The 16,628-nt window shown below is 39.1% G+C and carries 18 protein-coding genes; 16 read left to right on the top strand and 2 right to left on the bottom strand.

What is annotated here, in order from left to right; translation table 11 throughout:
- The first annotated feature begins 15 nt into the window (after positions 1-15).
- From D3P12_RS03620 to D3P12_RS03670, 11 genes are all read left to right on the top strand, one after another.
- Complete coding sequence (locus tag D3P12_RS03620; protein WP_118193717.1) at positions 16-1,236, top strand: quinol:cytochrome C oxidoreductase; 1,221 nt, start codon at positions 16-18, stop codon at positions 1,234-1,236.
- Positions 1,237-1,274: 38 nt separating this feature from the next.
- Positions 1,275-2,642 carry a cytochrome c oxidase subunit II gene (locus D3P12_RS03625; RefSeq protein ID WP_118193718.1) on the top strand — a complete coding sequence of 456 codons (1,368 nt, stop codon included), beginning with the start codon at positions 1,275-1,277 and terminating at the stop codon, positions 2,640-2,642.
- Between the two features lie 19 nt (positions 2,643-2,661).
- Positions 2,662-4,557: a cytochrome c oxidase subunit I gene (locus D3P12_RS03630; protein WP_118193719.1), complete on the top strand. Its 1,896-nt coding sequence runs from the start codon at positions 2,662-2,664 to the stop codon at positions 4,555-4,557.
- A gap of 63 nt (positions 4,558-4,620) precedes the next feature.
- Entirely contained in the window at positions 4,621-5,652 is a 1,032-nt protein-coding gene (locus D3P12_RS03635) for a COX15/CtaA family protein (protein WP_245977377.1), read from the top strand.
- A gap of 7 nt (positions 5,653-5,659) precedes the next feature.
- A complete protein-coding gene (gene cyoE, locus D3P12_RS03640; RefSeq protein ID WP_118193721.1) occupies positions 5,660-6,535 on the top strand; it encodes a heme o synthase in 876 nt (291 codons plus the stop codon).
- Positions 6,532-7,119, top strand: coding sequence for a cytochrome c oxidase subunit 3 (locus tag D3P12_RS03645; RefSeq protein WP_118193722.1), 588 nt, complete (start codon positions 6,532-6,534; stop codon positions 7,117-7,119). Before cyoE ends, D3P12_RS03645 begins: the two co-directional genes overlap by 4 nt.
- A 10-nt stretch (positions 7,120-7,129) precedes the next feature.
- Positions 7,130-7,822: a cytochrome c oxidase subunit 3 gene (locus tag D3P12_RS03650; RefSeq protein ID WP_118193723.1), complete on the top strand. Its 693-nt coding sequence runs from the start codon at positions 7,130-7,132 to the stop codon at positions 7,820-7,822.
- Between the two features lie 20 nt (positions 7,823-7,842).
- Positions 7,843-8,196 (top strand): cytochrome C oxidase subunit IV family protein, encoded by a 354-nt coding sequence (locus D3P12_RS03655; RefSeq protein WP_118193724.1) that lies wholly within the window; start codon positions 7,843-7,845, stop codon positions 8,194-8,196.
- 25 nt (positions 8,197-8,221) lie between these two features.
- A complete protein-coding gene (locus D3P12_RS03660; protein WP_118193725.1) occupies positions 8,222-8,884 on the top strand; it encodes an SCO family protein in 663 nt (220 codons plus the stop codon).
- A 1-nt stretch (position 8,885) separates the two neighbouring features.
- Positions 8,886-9,425, top strand: coding sequence for a DUF420 domain-containing protein (locus tag D3P12_RS03665; RefSeq protein ID WP_118193726.1), 540 nt, complete (start codon positions 8,886-8,888; stop codon positions 9,423-9,425).
- A 22-nt stretch (positions 9,426-9,447) separates the two neighbouring features.
- Positions 9,448-9,720: a hypothetical protein gene (locus tag D3P12_RS03670; RefSeq protein ID WP_245977378.1), complete on the top strand. Its 273-nt coding sequence runs from the start codon at positions 9,448-9,450 to the stop codon at positions 9,718-9,720.
- Positions 9,721-10,114: 394 nt separating this feature from the next.
- On the opposite strand, the gene D3P12_RS03680 is transcribed toward D3P12_RS03670, so the two are convergent.
- Positions 10,115-10,423: a DUF4286 family protein gene (locus D3P12_RS03680; RefSeq protein ID WP_118193728.1), complete on the bottom strand. Its 309-nt coding sequence runs from the start codon at positions 10,421-10,423 to the stop codon at positions 10,115-10,117.
- A 176-nt stretch (positions 10,424-10,599) separates the two neighbouring features.
- On the opposite strand from D3P12_RS03680, the gene D3P12_RS03685 reads away from it, so the two are divergent.
- From D3P12_RS03685 to D3P12_RS03705, 5 genes are all read left to right on the top strand, one after another.
- Positions 10,600-12,486 carry a S9 family peptidase gene (locus D3P12_RS03685; RefSeq protein WP_118193729.1) on the top strand — a complete coding sequence of 629 codons (1,887 nt, stop codon included), beginning with the start codon at positions 10,600-10,602 and terminating at the stop codon, positions 12,484-12,486.
- Between the two features lie 6 nt (positions 12,487-12,492).
- Complete coding sequence (locus tag D3P12_RS03690) at positions 12,493-14,193, top strand: sensor histidine kinase (protein WP_245977379.1); 1,701 nt, start codon at positions 12,493-12,495, stop codon at positions 14,191-14,193.
- Between the two features lie 9 nt (positions 14,194-14,202).
- On the top strand, positions 14,203-14,895 hold the full coding sequence (locus tag D3P12_RS03695; RefSeq protein ID WP_118196954.1) for a response regulator transcription factor: 693 nt from the start codon (positions 14,203-14,205) through the stop codon (positions 14,893-14,895).
- A gap of 103 nt (positions 14,896-14,998) precedes the next feature.
- Positions 14,999-15,472 carry a transcription elongation factor GreA gene (gene greA / locus D3P12_RS03700; RefSeq protein WP_118193731.1) on the top strand — a complete coding sequence of 158 codons (474 nt, stop codon included), beginning with the start codon at positions 14,999-15,001 and terminating at the stop codon, positions 15,470-15,472.
- 129 nt (positions 15,473-15,601) lie between these two features.
- Positions 15,602-16,030 carry an HIT family protein gene (locus D3P12_RS03705; RefSeq protein WP_118193732.1) on the top strand — a complete coding sequence of 143 codons (429 nt, stop codon included), beginning with the start codon at positions 15,602-15,604 and terminating at the stop codon, positions 16,028-16,030.
- A gap of 2 nt (positions 16,031-16,032) precedes the next feature.
- On the opposite strand, the gene ruvC is transcribed toward D3P12_RS03705, so the two are convergent.
- Positions 16,033-16,599, bottom strand: coding sequence for a crossover junction endodeoxyribonuclease RuvC (gene ruvC, locus D3P12_RS03710; protein ID WP_118193733.1), 567 nt, complete (start codon positions 16,597-16,599; stop codon positions 16,033-16,035).
- Between the last annotated feature and the right edge of the window lie 29 nt (positions 16,600-16,628).

Below are 16,628 nucleotides of genomic sequence, written 5' to 3' on the forward strand. Positions count from 1 at the left end.
ATAGATATCTAACAAATGGAAACTCATCAACATTCGTATAATTTTAATGAACAGTTCGACTTTTCAGGTAAACCTAAAACCTGGAGTCTAATTGCAATTTTGATTGGAGTAATTGCTATCGTGTACGGCTTTGTATTCAATGGCGCAGAAAGAACTTTTGCCAATCTGTTGTTAATGAGCTATTACTTAACGTGTATTTGCGCGGCTGGAACTTGTTTCCTCGCAATACAGTATGTAACTCAATCGGGTTGGTCAGCTGGTATGATCCGTGTACCACAAGCATTTTCAAGTCTATTACCAATCGCTTCGCTTATATTATTGGCTGTTTGTGCAATCGGATTATTTTCTCATAATCTGTATCATCACTGGTTTGGAGAAGGATTGACAGATCCTAACAGCTCTCATTTTGACCCGTTGATTGCAAAAAAGGAAGTTTATTTAAATGCACCAGCTTTCCTTTTACGCGAAGTTATCTTCTTAGCAGCTTATAGTTTTTTTGCCGTTGCACTAACAAAGTTTTCCTATAATGAGGATCTTTCAGGTGGATTAAATTCATATAAGAAGAGTTTTAAATATTCTGCAATATTCTTGGTGATTTTTGGTTTCACGTCACCAATTTGGATTTTTGATACGATCATGTCTTTGGAGGCCCATTGGTTTTCAACAATGTTTGGTTGGTACAACTTTGCCGCTCTTTGGGTGAGTGGTTTATGTGCAATTACCCTAACAATTATTTTGTTGAAGAAGGCGGGATATATGCATTGGGTTAATATCAATCACCTGCATGATATGGGTAAGCTCATATTTGGTTTTTCCATTTTCTGGTGCTATGTTTGGTTCGCGCAGTTCATGTTGATATGGTATGCGAACTTACCAGAGGAAACGGTTTACTTCTATAAGCGTTGGGAGCCTGAATATAAACCATGGTTCTGGTTGAATATTGTTATCAACTTTTTAGCACCGATCTTAATCTTAATTAATAGATCTTGGGTGAGAAATGTGAATGTATTGGCCGGAGTTTGTATCCTATTATTGTTAGGTCACTGGCTTGACTACTACTTAATGATTATGCCGGGAACGGTGGAACAGCATAGGGGTTTTGGTCTAACTGAAATTGGTATGGCAATTGGATTTACAGGGTTATTTGTTTATTTAATGCTTAACAAATTGAGTAAGCACGCTCTAGCACCTCAAAAGCACCCATTTTTGGAGGAAAGCCTACACCATCAAATTTAAAATTTACGTAACTTTAAAAGTTTAATCGAACAATTAAAATGAAATTAAGACAATTCGTTCATAGTAAGGGAGTTCTTGGACTGGTATTAGGATTATTGTTCTTACTTCAGGGACCGGTTTTTGCTCAGACTGATACAACTGCGGCAACAGCTGATACAGAACAGGTTGAAGCAGTGCAAGGAGACAGCATTGAGGCGGTGGCAGCTGGGGAAACCGAAGACGCAGCGCCGACAGAAGAAGCCGCTACTTCAACTGAAGAAGTTTCCGCTGCCAGCACCAGCACTAGCTCTTCAACTAACACAGCTGCAGAGGCTGCTGAAGAAGAGGCAAATATTCCAACTCAAGTTTATGTAAACTTCTTTTACTATGTCTTGCTGTTTGTATTGATTTGCTTGATTGTTACTATAATCGGACAAATTGGTAGCGTATATGAACTTACTCAACGGATGCAAGGTAAAATTATTGGAAACAAATGGCATTCTTCTCAAGGATGGTTGTTTTTAGTAGCATTGCCTTTATTTTTATATGGGATCTATTGGTCCTATGTCAATCACGGTGCAATGAGTTTTCGTGAGGCAGCTACGGAGCACGGTGCCAAAATAGATACGCTTTTTATTATCACGACGATTATCACAACAATCGTATTAGTCTTAACTCACATTGCTCTTTTCGGTTTCAGTTGGAAGTATAGAGGTTCTGATAAAAGAAAGGCTTATTTCTACCCTCATAATAATACGTTAGAAAAGATCTGGACGATTGTGCCAGCTACGGTGTTAACGGTTTTGGTGCTTTCTGGATTCTTCACATGGAGAGGGATAACCAATATTCCAGAAGATCAACAGAAAGACGCGCTTCAAATTGAAGTGACTGGTGAACAGTTTTTATGGACAGTTCGGTATGGCGGTCGCGATAATGTTATTGGGCAGCGAGATTATAAGTTGACTACGCCGACAAATGGTTTAGGGATTGATTATACTGATAAAAGTGCATTAGATGATGTGCGTGCAGGTGATATCGTTCTTCCTGTCGGCAAACCTGTGCATTTTACTGTAAACGCAAAAGACGTTCTACATTCATTTTATATTCCCGAATTCAGGGTTCAGATAAACGCAGTTCCCGGAATGCCTACTTTCTTTCATATAGTTCCAAAATATACTACTGAAGAGATGAGGGAAAAGTTAGACGATCCGACATACGATTACATTTTGCTTTGTGCTAAAATCTGTGGGGGAGGGCATTATAATATGCAGAAAAAAGTAATCGTTGTAACGGAAGCCGAATATAAGGAGTGGTTATCGGAGCAGACTTACTTCTTTGATGAAGCTATGCAAAAAGAGTTTAAAGAGACTCAGCAGCAGGCCAACAATTCGGTGATAGAAGGGAATCAAATGGTATTAAACAACTAAATATAGAGTTAAAGAACTTATGGCAACTACATCAACTCTGTCGGCGGCAGATTTTAATCACAACGATCATCATGGTGATCATGGGCATAAGGAAACATTTATATCTAAATATGTTTTTAGCTTAGATCACAAGATGATAGCCAAACAATTCTTGATAACAGGAATTATTATGGCCTTTATCGCGTTATTTTTATCTATCTTATTTCGTTTGCAATTAGCTTGGCCGGAAACAGACTTTCCAATATTAGAGGTCTTTCTAGGCAAGTGGGCCGAGGGTGGGCGAATAAAGCCTGAATTTTTCTTGGCTTTGGTGACAATTCACGGTACGATCATGGTTTTCTTTGTGTTAACGGCTGGTCTTAGTGGAACCTTTAGTAATTTGCTGATACCCTTACAAATTGGAGCCCGTGATATGGCAGCCCCGTTTGTAAACATGTTATCATACTGGTTTTTTCTTGCTGCATGTATCATCATGCTAGCTTCTTTCTTTGTAGAGAGTGGTCCAGCTTCGTCCGGATGGACCGTCTACCCGCCGCTTTCCGCCGTTCCGACTGCGATTGCAGGGTCAGGAACGGGAATGACTTTATGGTTAGTAAGTATGGTTCTTTTTATCGCTTCACAGGTAATGGGCGGTATTAATTATATCAGTACTATACTTAATATGAGAACAAAAGGGATGAGCCTTTGGAGGATGCCTTTGACTATCTGGGCGCTTTTGTTCACTGCTGTATTAGGTCTATTAGCTTTCCCAGTACTGGTTTCAGCCGTTGTACTTTTATTTTTTGATAGAAGTATGGGCACTAGTTTTTATCTTTCTGATCTCGTTGTGCAGGGGCAAATTCTTGCTAATGAAGGTGGAAGTCCGATTCTGTTCCAGCACTTGTTCTGGTTCTTAGGACACCCAGAGGTATACATTGTAATTTTACCAGCGTTCGGTATCACTTCCGAGGTAATTTCTACCAATGCGCGTAAACCGATCTTTGGTTACCATGCAATGGTTTATTCTTTGGCAGGAATCGCCATATTATCATTCATTGTTTGGGGGCACCACATGTTCGTGACAGGGATGAATCCATTTTTAGGTGGTGTATTTATGATCACTACCTTGATAATCGCTGTACCATCTGCAGTAAAGGTGTTTAACTACCTCGCAACTATTTGGAGGGGTAATATACGATTTACGCCAGCTATGATGTTTGCGATCGGAATGGTATCATTCTTTATATCAGGAGGTATAACTGGTCTATTCGTGGGTAATGCTGCGATCGATATCAATGTTCATGATACTTATTTTATTGTGGCTCACTTTCACTTAGTAATGGGATCGGCTGCTATTTTTGGTATGTTGGCAGGGGTGTATCACTGGTTCCCTAAAATGTATGGACGTTTGATGGATAATCGGTTGGGATACCTACATTTCTGGTTGACTTTTATCGGAGCCTATTTTGTGTTTATACCTATGCACTTTATGGGTATCGATGGAGTACCACGTAGATATTATGCATTTACATCCTTCGAGTTTATGGACAAGTGGTTATCGGTGAATGTATTTATCACTTGGTCTGCAATTATAGCTGGATTGGCACAAGTGGCTTTTGCATGGAATTTCTTTTGGTCTATGAAGCATGGTAAGTTAGCTGGACAGAATCCTTGGGGCGGAAACACTTTAGAGTGGACAACACCTGTCGAACGTATTCACGGAAACTGGCCTGGAGAGCTCCCAACAGTTCATCGTTGGCCATATGATTATAGCAAGCCAGGGCATCATGAAGATTTTATTCTTCAAACCACTCCGTTCTCAGAAACAATGAGCTCGAACCTTCCTCATGACTTCGAAGGAAATCCAGAGGCTGAAAGAATCCAGCGTGAATGGGAGGCTCAACAAGAGATTGTCGAAAACGAAGAATCCAAGTAGAAATACTTAAGTAGTGAAAGAGGGGACGAAATAATGTACTTACCGGCTGAGAAAAGATTTATAATGGTGAATCGGATCACTATTGTGATCCTTTACATCGTCATCTTAGCCGGAGGTGTGGTAAGGAGCACCGGTTCTGGAATGGGGTGTCCCGATTGGCCAAAATGCTTTAACCGCTTGGTACCTCCAACACATGTTTCTCAGCTTCCTGCAGACTATGAGCAAGAGTACATTGATGGCAGAGCGAAAAAAAATGAACGCTTCGCCAATTATCTAGAGAAATTAGGTTTTAAGGACTTAGCTTCTAAGATTCGAAATGATGATAGTATTCTTGAGCATGAGGAGTTTAATGCCGCTAAGACATGGACCGAGTACATAAATCGTCTAGCAGGCGCAACGGTGGGAGTGTTCCTCTTGTTATGTGTGGTCTTTTCGACTGCTTACTGGAGATTTAGAAAAAGGATTTTCTTTTTTAGTTTGGTGAACGTCGTGCTGGTTGTGTTTCAGGCTTGGATGGGATCGGTTGTCGTTTCTACTAACTTGACACCTTGGGTTATTACCATTCACATGGTCTTAGCACTAGTGATATTGCTAATCGCGATATATACGTATTTTCAAGCAAGAGTCGTCAGGGATAGAGGAATTTTATTTAATCAAGGCTCAGCTTGGATTAAATGGTTAGCGGTTTTAGTGTTGTTTGTCACGTTTATACAAGTCATCATTGGAACAGATATACGGGAGAGTATTGACATGATTTCTGCAAGTTACGAGGGAACGAATCGTAATCTTTGGGTCGATCAACTTGGAGACAGCTACATATGGCACCGTGAGCTGGCATTGGTGTCATTTGTTCTTACTTTATTCTTGTTTTTTGCTGTGCGTTCAAGATTTGCAGGCGATAGTGAGCAAAGTAGAATGATTAATCTTATGATGATATTGGTGGTGCTGCAAATTATAAGCGGATTAGTGTTAGGATATATGGGTATGCCAGCTTATATGCAGACCGTACATCTCGTTCTAGCAACGCTTACTTTTGGCGCTCAATATTATATTATTCTCTTATTAACTAAAACAAGCCAATATATTGGGCATTAGATAGAAGGTGAAAGATTTTTTACAGGATTTTAAAAAGCTGGTTAAGCTTCGGCTGACGTTAACCGTCGTATTCTCTGCTTCCGTAGCTTTCTTGATAGGTAGTAAGGTTCAGGGTGACATTAATTGGTTCAATTGGGTGATTTTAACTATTAGCGGTTTTCTGGTGACTGGTTCTGCCAACGGGTTTAATGAGATTATAGAGCGTGATCTGGACAAACTCATGTCCCGAACGGCAGATAGACCGCTTCCATCAGGAAGAATGAATACGGGTCAAGCATTAATCTTGAGCTTGTTTATGGGGCTAATAGGGACAATACTCTTGTTCCGGTTGAATTTGTTAACCGGAGCATTGTCAGTTTTTTCAATCATTCTCTATGCCTTTGTATATACACCAATTAAGCAGATATCACCTATAGCAGTTTTTGTTGGAGCATTTCCAGGGGCTCTGCCTCCGTTAATCGGTTATTTTGCCGCGTTTGACGAGCCGATGATATCGTGGATACCCATCATTCTGTTTACCATACAGTTTGTATGGCAATTTCCCCATTTTTGGTCAATTGCATGGGTGTTAGACGAGGATTATAAGCGTGCAGGATTCAGGCTGCTGCCTACTTGCAAGAAAGACAAGGTGAGCGCATTTATGGTGATATTTTCGTCAATGTTGTTAATACCTGTAGGGTTACTACCAACACTAATGGGCTTTGGAGGCTATGTGGTCGGTGCTTTGTCAACATTAGGAGGGCTCGTGTTTGTTTGGTATTCTTGGTCCCTTTACAAGAAACTGGATACCGCATCAGCGAAAAAAGTGATGTTCACATCCTTTCTTTATTTACCAGTTGTACAGTTAACTTTGTTGTTTGATTTTATACCAATATCGATATGAGCACGAAGGATTTAACAAAGGAACAGAGCTCTTTAGCAGTATTTAGAGCTAAAAAATTTGCATTATGGCTTTTTATTATTGCCTCTATTATGATTTTTGCTTCCTTGAGCAGCGGGTACATTGTTTATACGGCAAACGGAGTTGACAAAGGAATCAAAATCATCTTGCCAAAAGCCTTTATATGGAGTACTATTTTCATTGTGCTGAGTAGTATCACAGTTCACATGGCATATTTAGCAACAAAGAAGGAGCTAACTGCTAAACGGCGCTTATATTTACTAATATCGATTGCGCTAGGAACGGCTTTTTTTGTATCTCAATTTAATGCTTGGAAAGTTCTGGTAGAACAAGGCGCTTACTTTATTAATAATAATGCCTCTCAATCGTTCATTTATGTTTTTACGGGCTTTCACTTAGCACATATTTTGGGTGGAGTTATTGTTCTGTTGGTTGCGTTTTTTAGAAAAACTGAGCGCTATACGTCAGCACAGAATATAGCGAGCACAGAGTTGGGTGCCATGTTCTGGCATTTTCTAGATATATTATGGATATATATATATGTTTTCTTACTTTTGAACCAATAAAATTTTTATAATGAGCACAACTGTATCAAAATTAGATGAAGTAAAGACTGGCAAATGGTCAGGTGGAACCTCACCTTTAAAGGCTGAATATGGTAAAGTCATGATGTGGCTGTTTCTGCTTTCAGACGCATTCACATTTACGGGTTTCCTTACCATATATGGTGCGCAGAGAATGTATATGCAAGATACATGGCCTAATCCAGATATAATTTTTCAATCCATCCCCTTTATAACCGATACAGGGGCACCGTTGGTATTTGTTGGAATCATGACATTCATCTTGATTGTGAGCTCTGTAACTATGGTATTAGCCGTTGAAGCGGGTCATCGTCATTCTAAGAAGGAAGTTGTCATATGGATGATTTTAACAATTGTCGGAGGTCTGACATTCTTGGGTTGTCAAGCATTAGAGTGGAGTCACTTGAGCCATCAGGGTTTTTGGTTTGGAGCCATCCCTGAGTCTATACCTCTAGCTGAACAACAAGGCGCTACTCAGTTCTCGAGCTTCTTTTTCGCGATAACAGGGTTTCACGGTTTCCACGTGACGGTTGGTATTACTTTGAATATCATTATCCTTTTAATGACACTCGCGAATGTGTTCGAAAGAAGGGGGACCTATCTGATGATCGAGAAAGTTGGTTTATACTGGCACTTTGTTGATTTGGTGTGGGTGTTTGTGTTTACGTTCTTCTATTTGGTTTAAAAATTTTAAAATTACAGATCATGTCTACTGAAAATACTACTACTCAGAATACATACGAACATCATGAGCCGGATATGACCAAAGGTCGTATTTGGAAGGTATTCTTTTATTTATTGGGACTTACCGCTTTAGAATTTATTATTGCCTTGGGTTTTGTAGAAACCGGTTTGATTGAAAAAGGTTTTGCTGTAATTGCAGCCTATATTATTTTAACAATATTGAAGGCCTTCTACATCGTTGCATATTTCATGCACCTTAAATTTGAGAATAAAGCGTTTAAACTTATATTAGGTATCCCTCTTTTCCTATTGATCTATTTTATTGTCCTTGTTCTCATTGAAGGAGATTATCTTGGCCTTTATATCTACAAATAAGAGGCGTACAGCTTAATAAGCATTCATGACTGAAAAGAATAAGAAATATTCTTTAGGTAAAATTGTAACCCTGGTATTGATTTTATTAATACCAGGGTTATTGCATTTTTATTTAAGACAAACTGGCCAGAACATCTATCAAGAGCTCCCACATTTAGGCTCTCCGAATACCGATACTACCCAGGTTAAGCCTTTTCAGCTTATTAATCAGGACAGCGAGGTTGTTAACTTTCCTGAACGAGAAAGCATTACCGTTGTCCAATTTATGCATAGTGATTGTCAACAGTTTGGAGACTATATGAGTCTCTCAATGGCTCGTGTAGCAAAGAAATTTGGAGAGCATCCCAATGTGCATCTTTACAGTATCTCTCTTGACTCTAACGACACGCCGGCTGTGCTAAAAGAAATGGCGCTACATTATGGCGCGGCGGGTACTAATTGGCAGTTTCTCACCGGTAGTGAAGAAGAGACTTCCCGAATTGCACAACAGGAATTTTGGGTTGATGGGTTTAGAACTTCACAAGGTAACAATCGTATTATACATAGTCCGTTCTTTATATTATTGGATTCAAAACAGCGTATTAGAGGTTACTACGAGTTTTTCACGAAAGATGAGGTTGATCGTTTGATCGGTGAAATGATTTTACTAGTAACCGAATTATCCCGAGAAAATAAGGTAGATTTGTAAAATGAACGATAAAGCAATATTTAGATTAGTCGGTGTAGTCTCAATAATCGTTTTATTGGTTGTTATCCTCCTGCAGGCCAATGTTGTGAATTTATTCCCCAATCATGATGTTTTGCCCAAATGGGTTCAATTTCTGCCTACGCTGAATGCTATAATCAACGGCACCTGCACCATTTTGCTGTTAATATCTTACTATTTTATTAGGCGAAAAAACATACGGATGCATAAAACGTTAAATATAACAACGTTCATCCTATCCTGTCTGTTTATGGTTTCTTATTTGATTTTTCATTCAGCAGGTATGGAAACCAAATTTGGAGGCCAAGGCACAATTCGCTATGTGTATTTTTTTATTCTAATCACGCACATCATTCTGGCAGCTATTGTACTTCCCTTAGTTTTGTTAAGTTTCTACCGAGGTATGATGATGCAGGTTGAAAAACATAAAAAGCTTGTTAGGTGGAGTTTCCCCATATGGTTATACGTCACAATTAGTGGAGTTTTAGTATATTTGATGATATCTCCTTATTATTCATTTTAAAGGAGTTTTTGTTTAAAGTAAAATGAAAAAGTCAGTTCAAAAAATCGCAGCAGTATTTATGTTGGCAATTGCATTAGCTAGCTACCCTTTATCGGGTGCCCAAGCTCAGTGTGCTATGTGTTCGTTAACGGCTGACAGTTCTGTGAAAAATGGTAATACCCAAGGTGATAATTTAAACAAAGGAATTCTTTTTCTTCTTGCAATGCCCTATGCTGCAGCTGGTTTAGTGGGATATCTATGGTATAGGAAGTATCGTAAGAAACAAGAAGCAGAGGCTCCCAATCCCTTTTCGTAAATCTTCATACGGTGGCAGCTAGAGGGTTACTAAGCGCTATGGTATCATGTCGGTGCCCCCGTTGCCGAATCGGTAAGGTATTCTATGGAAATCCTTATTCCTTTAAACGGCAGCGAAGCAATCAAGTATGCGCACACTGTGGTCTTTACTTTGAAATTGAACCTGGTTATTTTTATATATCAATGTACATCAGTTACGCGTTTGCTGTTTTTGAGGCACTTTTAACCGCGTTTCTTCTTTTCTCAATCACTCATAGTGAGTCACCTTGGTTATATGGTTTTTTTATAATCTTTGTTATTATTTTCATGGCTCCCGTCAACTACCGCTATTCAAGAATAACATTACTGTATACTACTCGAAAGATTCGATATAACAGTCGTTATGATAACGACCACTAATGAAACGCGATGTATTTCATCTTACTCTCAAACATATAGAGTTGACCTTCCCAATGTTGCGCCATTTTCTCTTGGATAAGTTTAAAGAGACTCGATTTAAAAGTCTCGATTCCTTGATCGCTTGCACTCATCATTTGTAAGCTGTACGTTGTACCTTCATTTGGAGAGTCCAACACTTTTAAGAACGACTGACCCTTAAAGATTCCTTCATTTGCCACTTTAGGTAAAAAGTCATATTGAATCCAAGCGGCAAATTCAGCATCAATGTCCTCGTTTACAAGGAAGGTTATATTGTATAATATCATGCTGCGAAGATAGGGGATATGACCCGTTAAAACCAAAAAGCTGTATTTTAAATGTTACTCACCGATATTTCAAATCAAAGCTATTTTTTCCTAAATTCACCTAGGCATCTAGTGGAGCTCAATTGGTATATTATGTCAAAGACAATACATGGTTGCATAGTCGACGGAGGAACTATATGATTAGAAATTTACTTCAACAACTGTATGTTTTTGCTTTTGCTCTGTTAGCCTTTTCGTGTGGCCAAAATCAAACAGATCATCCCAAAGCGGATTTATTTTTCCATACAGCGGAGAAAAATCATTTTAGGATTTCTCCAAGTGGAACTCACATTTCGTATTTACAAGATTACGAAGGATTCAAGACTATTTTTATTTTAGATATCGCCTCAGGGAACACGCGTACCGTGCCGACGGGGCATGATGTTGAGTCTGCCTTTTGGGCAAATGACGACGAGTTGATTTTTCTTTTAAAAAGGAATCCAGGAGACAGTCTTCGACTGATGTCAGTTAATCGTGATGCGTTAGATATCCGATCCATTCTTCCCGCAACCAACGCACACCTGCGCTGGATAGCACCTATTCAGGTAAAGAATAATGAAATATTAATATCACTCAACGATCGGGATTCATCCGTTTTTGACGTATACAGGCTGAATATTCTCACCGGCAGTCGGGATTTGATAGCAAAGAATCCTGGTAATATTGTCCGCTGGCTTACCGACGTTGAAGGCTCACTAAGAGTCGCCGTGGTATCTAATGGTCTTCAGGAAACCATTCTGGCCAGAGAAAATGAAGTTGAAGATTTTCATCAAGTAATTAACACGCGTTATAAGACACGAATCATACCATTAGGTTTTACGAAGCACGACCGAAACACAATTTATGCGCTCTCAAACCAAAATCGGGATAAATTAGCCCTTGTTGAGTTCAATTTGCTTACGGGAAAAGAAATGGGAGTTATTTATCAGAATCCTAAGTACGATTTGAGCACGCAAGGTTATTTAAAACAAACAGGGGAGATGGGGTTTGCAGAATACAATGGAACGCGAGCAGAGCGGCATTTTATTGATCTTCAATTAAAGAAAGTTTTTCAAAAGCTCAGTTCTCATATACCCGATTACTCCCTTGAGATTGTTGCTCGGGATAGTACCTTCACAAACTTTCTGATAAAAACCGAACAGGACGTCGACCCCGGGGCAACGTATTATTATAATTACAAAACGGACGAGCTGATCTTGCTTGCAGAAGAGAGTCCGGGACTTGATACCAGTTTGCTATCGCCCATGAAAACAGTAAATTTTAAAGCCCGTGACGGTTTTGAATTACAAGGTTACCTTACAGTTCCAAAAACATCGGAAAGTAACTTGCCCACCATTATAATACCTCCTTCTGATATCAATTCACGGGCCGTGTGGGGGTATAACCCAGAAGTTCAGTTTTTAGTTTCCAGAGGCTATGCTGTGTTTCAGGTTAATACACGTGGTTTACAAGGGTACGGGAAACAATATTGGATCGACGGATTCAAGAAATGGGGGACAACCATGCAGGAAGATATTACCGATGCTACACAGTGGTTAATTCAAGAAGGTATCGCTGATTCTACTCGTGTTGGAATCTATGGTTTTAACCTTGGCGGTTATTCCGCATTGCATAGTGCTTGTTATCAACCCGATCTGTACGCCTGTGCGGCATCCTATTCAGGAATAACAAATTTATTTACCTATCTAAAAGAAATACCACCTTACTTTAAGCTTTATAGGCAAATGTTTTACGAGATGGTTGGCAACCCAGCAATAGAAAGTGATTATTTTCGGAAGCACTCACCAATTTTTCACGCAGCGAAAATAAAAAATCCTGTATTTATTGCACATGGTGGAAAGGACAGCCGTGTCAATGTCACCGAAGCAAATCAATTTGTCAAAGATCTACGTAACCGCGAAGTCCCGGTTGAATATATTCTTGAGCCAAATGAGGGTCGGAAGTTTACGACAACCGAACAGAAGATTGATTTATATAATCAATTAGCAGATTTCTTTGATAGTTATCTCCTAAAAAGGCGTTAATATGTAATGATGAAACCTCAAAAAGCGATCAATAATAAAAATGGTCTTCTTATCATTACTTTTTTGGTATTGATTACCCTCACCTATGTTATAGCTTTGATACTTGGGTATAGCTTTACAAGAAACTATGTAGAAAATAATTTCAATACTGTAAAAGTAGAAGTGTTTGATCAAAGTTTGAGTTCTTACAATGATTTTTTTCAGAACCGTATTGGTGAAGTGTCCTACTACCAAGGTTACCTTGATTCTGCGAGTGCCAGAAGATACGCTGATTCGGTACTATCTAACTATCCGATAGTCGAACGGATACTATTTGCTGACGTGCAAATAAGTAATTACTATTTAAACCATGGCTTTTCGATCCATCAAATGTATCTTTCCCCTAAGGCCATCTACCAATTCGGCGATGATGTACATCCCGACTCAGTTGTTTATTACAAAGCGGGGGTTGACCCCAATCTGAGCCTGACGAAGTCAGACGAGTTTAATACAATGGCGGTTAAATTCGCATCCTTTATTGAATCTGCAGACTCAGCGAAAGTCTTAAGCGGAGCAGATATCTTCAACTCTTTTTATGCTGTTAATTCGGCTAAGGTTTCATATATGACCATTCCACGCAGAGATGAGATTAGGGTATTCCAACAGTTTATGGCGGGACAGGTACAAGACTCCTCTGTCTATGAATTTGACATCATGACTTTCTACCTCAATCCGAGAAACCTGGATATACAGAATGTCCATCCTGAGCTTTATCAGGATATCTCCATCCAGCCCTTATTCTTCGACTCCTATGAGGCTGATCCCTCTGTAATTGTAACACAAATGCCGCTTTCCGGAGCGCTTTCAGATTATAAACTATATTTTCGTTCGTCGCGCACATTCCTCAAGAAAGAGATTAACAATCTTTTTACCCCAATAGGAATTGCCATTTCTGCGATTTATTTATTCCTCTTACTGATTGGCTATTTAATCTATAAAAACCTGAAGATTAATTTTCGTATGTTTAAATTGCAATATGATTTTGTCAACAACCTATCTCACGAGTTCAAGACCCCAGTAAGTGTGATCAAAATTGCTGGCAGTAATATTCGGAACGGAAAGACCCTTACCGATGTTGAGCGCAATTATTACGGTAAAATACTCGACGAGGAATCAGATAAATTAAACAACCTACTCAATACACTGCTCTCTTTTACCCAATTAGAGAATAAAGTGTTTAAACTCAAGAAGAAAAAAGTTGACCTCGATGATTTTTGCAGTAATATGGTAAACAGCTATCAGGTAAAGCATCCTGATTTTGATATTCAATACCATATACAGGGCGTTGAGGTCATTGAAACAGATGAGACGCTATTGATCAGCCTTTTCCAAAATTTGATAGACAATGCTTATAAATACTCGTCGTTTGATAAAAAATACTTGAGAATCAATATTTCTAAGCAAAAGAGAGAAATCTTTTTTAAATTTGAGGATAGGGGTATCGGTATACCCAAAGATGAGCAAAAGAATATCTTTAAGAAATTTTACCGAATACAATCCCAATACAATCAACAGGGTAGCGTTGGTTTGGGGCTCGCTTTTTGTAAGGAGGTAGTTAACTTAATGAATGGCGAGATCTTTGTAGAGAGTAAGAAAGGAAAAGGGTCGGTCTTTACAATCATTTTACCAGCTGAATTGAATCAGGTAAAGAAGGTTCTCATATCATAAATGAATACTATGCACACAAATATTAAAATCGCAGTAATAGAAGATGATGACAACTTAAGGTTTTTAGTTGTTCATCGGTTAGAAGCAGAACAATTTCAAGTAATCCAAGCTGATAACGGAGTAGACGGTGAAGAGCTGATACTGCGTGAAAAGCCAGACATCGTGCTTTTAGATTGGATGTTACCTAAACGACCTGGATCCGAAGTTTGTGAAAATGTTCGTGATAAAGGCTTCACGAATCTCATTATTATGATGACTGCCAAGTCACAAGATTTAGATAAGATCGACGCCTATAGCTTTGGAGTATCTGACTATATCACCAAACCGTTTAATATGGACGTACTGGTTGCTATGATCGAAAACAAGGTCAAATATTTCGTTAGCCAGCCCGTAGAAAACTTTACTTTTGGTGATACCGAACACCACCCTTCTATTCATACATTGATACGCGATGGGAAAAGAATTGAGCTCACCATTTTAGAAAACAGGATCCTTCTTTATTTTCTTCAAAATATCGGCAGAGTCATTAGTCGAGACGAGCTGATGGAAGTCGTATGGGGCTACAGTTCAAATGTGAATACCCGTACACTCGACATGCATATTGTGCGTCTTAGAAAGAAAATCGAATTGAACCCTGATCGACCTGCCTATCTGATCACAGTTCGAGGAATGGGCTATAAGTTTGTTGAAGATACCGAATAAGGTTTTGATTTTATCTAAATAGTTTTTTATATTTGTTAACACGGCAAGACCATACACAATATGGTCTTGCCGCTTTTTTTGTACAACTTGATAGAAGATAATCATGGCAGAAATAACTTATTACACTGAAGAGGGACTGGAAAAGTTGAAGCAAGAGTTGCATCAGCTTAAAACCGAAGGACGGGCAAAAATTGCAAAGGCCATTGCAGAAGCCAGGGATAAAGGTGATTTATCAGAAAACGCTGAATATGACGCTGCAAAAGATGCACAAGGGCACCATGAAAGCAAAATTGCTAAATTAACGGAGATACTAGCTAACGCACGCTTGATAGATGAATCTAAATTAGACGCATCTAAAGTTCTGGCCCTATCCATCGTGAAATTGAAGAATACAAAGAATGGAATGGAAATGACGTACCAATTGGTTTCCGAAACAGAAGCTGATCTAAAGTCTGGTAAGATATCTGTCAAATCTCCGATAGCACAGGGTTTACTAGGTAAATCTGTAGGGGACAAAGCTGAAATCGAAGTGCCGGCTGGTAAGATAGAATTAGAAATTCTAGAAATATCACGGTAGTTTACTGAATTTATCACGTTAACCATATCCGATTATGCCTGATATCCCATAAGGCTGATCAAAAAAGATACAAAAAAAGCGGTCAGAATGACCGCTTTTTTTGTATCTTGGGGAATAAATAAATTTCTTATGTCAACCATTTTTTCGAAGATAATTTCAGGTGAGATACCCGCGCATAAAGTCGCAGAAACAAATGATTTTATAGCTTTTTTAGATATTAACCCCCTCACTCACGGCCATGTTTTGGTAATTCCCAAAAAAGAGACAGACTATATATTTGACATGGACGATGATGAATACATGGGTATCTGGATGTTGACAAAAATTATATCCGAAGGGATTAAGGAGGCTTTCCCCTGTGAAAAAGTAGGAGTAGCTGTTGTCGGTTTGGAGGTTGCTCATGCGCATATCCATCTAATTCCAATTAATCATGTAAATGATATGGACTTCAGTCGTGAGAAGTTAAAATTAACAAATGATGAGTTAGCGGCCGATGCATTAAAAATACGGGGCGCTCTTAGTAAATCGCTCGAGTCGTCTTTGTATCCTAAAAACTAACATTATTTTATACGGTCCTGGTTGTCCTTAACAAATGCAGCCCAGCCCGAATAGTTTTGCAGGTTGCTGTTTCCATTGACTTTCTGAAATGAATGGCATACAGCAGCGGCTAACCCATCGGTGGCATCCAAAAATTTAGGGCTTTCCTTAAACTTAAGGAGGGTCTGAAGCATTGATGCTACCTGTTCCTTACCCGCATTTCCATTTCCTGTCACTGCTTGCTTTATTTTTCGTGGCGCATATTCAAATATTGGAATGTCCAGTGCAAGGCCTGCAGCCATTGCTACACCCTGTGCCCTACCCAGTTTGAGCATCGACTGGATGTTTTTCCCATAAAAAGGTGCTTCCAATGCGATACAATCAGGATGATAGGCATTAATAATCTCGGTTGTTTTTTTAAAAATAGCCTGTAGTTTTAATGCATGGTTGCTTAAATGACTCAGTTTAATGATTCCTAAGGTAACCAATGCCAGATCTTTTCCCCGTTCGGTCACTACACCGTAGCCCATGACAGCTGTGCCCGGGTCAATTCCCAGGATGATTCGTTCTTTTTCAGGCGCTAAATTCATAGTACAATATTACGTTTTATTTATAGATT

The organism is Pedobacter indicus (assembly GCF_003449035.1).
GTDB classification, from domain to species: domain Bacteria; phylum Bacteroidota; class Bacteroidia; order Sphingobacteriales; family Sphingobacteriaceae; genus Albibacterium; species Albibacterium indicum.

Coding starts and splice junctions, on each gene's coding strand:
- D3P12_RS03630 (WP_118193719.1), top strand. CDS start 2,662: ATGGCAACTACATCAACTCTGTCGGCGGCAGATTTTAATCACAACGAT.
- D3P12_RS03685 (WP_118193729.1), top strand. CDS start 10,600: ATGATTAGAAATTTACTTCAACAACTGTATGTTTTTGCTTTTGCTCTG.
- D3P12_RS03690 (WP_245977379.1), top strand. CDS start 12,493: ATGATGAAACCTCAAAAAGCGATCAATAATAAAAATGGTCTTCTTATC.
- ruvC (WP_118193733.1), bottom strand. CDS start 16,599: ATGAATTTAGCGCCTGAAAAAGAACGAATCATCCTGGGAATTGACCCG.
- D3P12_RS03665 (WP_118193726.1), top strand. CDS start 8,886: ATGAACGATAAAGCAATATTTAGATTAGTCGGTGTAGTCTCAATAATC.
- D3P12_RS03695 (WP_118196954.1), top strand. CDS start 14,203: ATGCACACAAATATTAAAATCGCAGTAATAGAAGATGATGACAACTTA.
- greA (WP_118193731.1), top strand. CDS start 14,999: ATGGCAGAAATAACTTATTACACTGAAGAGGGACTGGAAAAGTTGAAG.
- D3P12_RS03645 (WP_118193722.1), top strand. CDS start 6,532: ATGAGCACGAAGGATTTAACAAAGGAACAGAGCTCTTTAGCAGTATTT.
- D3P12_RS03670 (WP_245977378.1), top strand. CDS start 9,448: ATGAAAAAGTCAGTTCAAAAAATCGCAGCAGTATTTATGTTGGCAATT.
- D3P12_RS03655 (WP_118193724.1), top strand. CDS start 7,843: ATGTCTACTGAAAATACTACTACTCAGAATACATACGAACATCATGAG.
- D3P12_RS03680 (WP_118193728.1), bottom strand. CDS start 10,423: ATGATATTATACAATATAACCTTCCTTGTAAACGAGGACATTGATGCT.
- D3P12_RS03620 (WP_118193717.1), top strand. CDS start 16: ATGGAAACTCATCAACATTCGTATAATTTTAATGAACAGTTCGACTTT.
- D3P12_RS03705 (WP_118193732.1), top strand. CDS start 15,602: ATGTCAACCATTTTTTCGAAGATAATTTCAGGTGAGATACCCGCGCAT.
- D3P12_RS03660 (WP_118193725.1), top strand. CDS start 8,222: ATGACTGAAAAGAATAAGAAATATTCTTTAGGTAAAATTGTAACCCTG.
- D3P12_RS03625 (WP_118193718.1), top strand. CDS start 1,275: ATGAAATTAAGACAATTCGTTCATAGTAAGGGAGTTCTTGGACTGGTA.
- D3P12_RS03650 (WP_118193723.1), top strand. CDS start 7,130: ATGAGCACAACTGTATCAAAATTAGATGAAGTAAAGACTGGCAAATGG.
- D3P12_RS03635 (WP_245977377.1), top strand. CDS start 4,621: ATGGTGAATCGGATCACTATTGTGATCCTTTACATCGTCATCTTAGCC.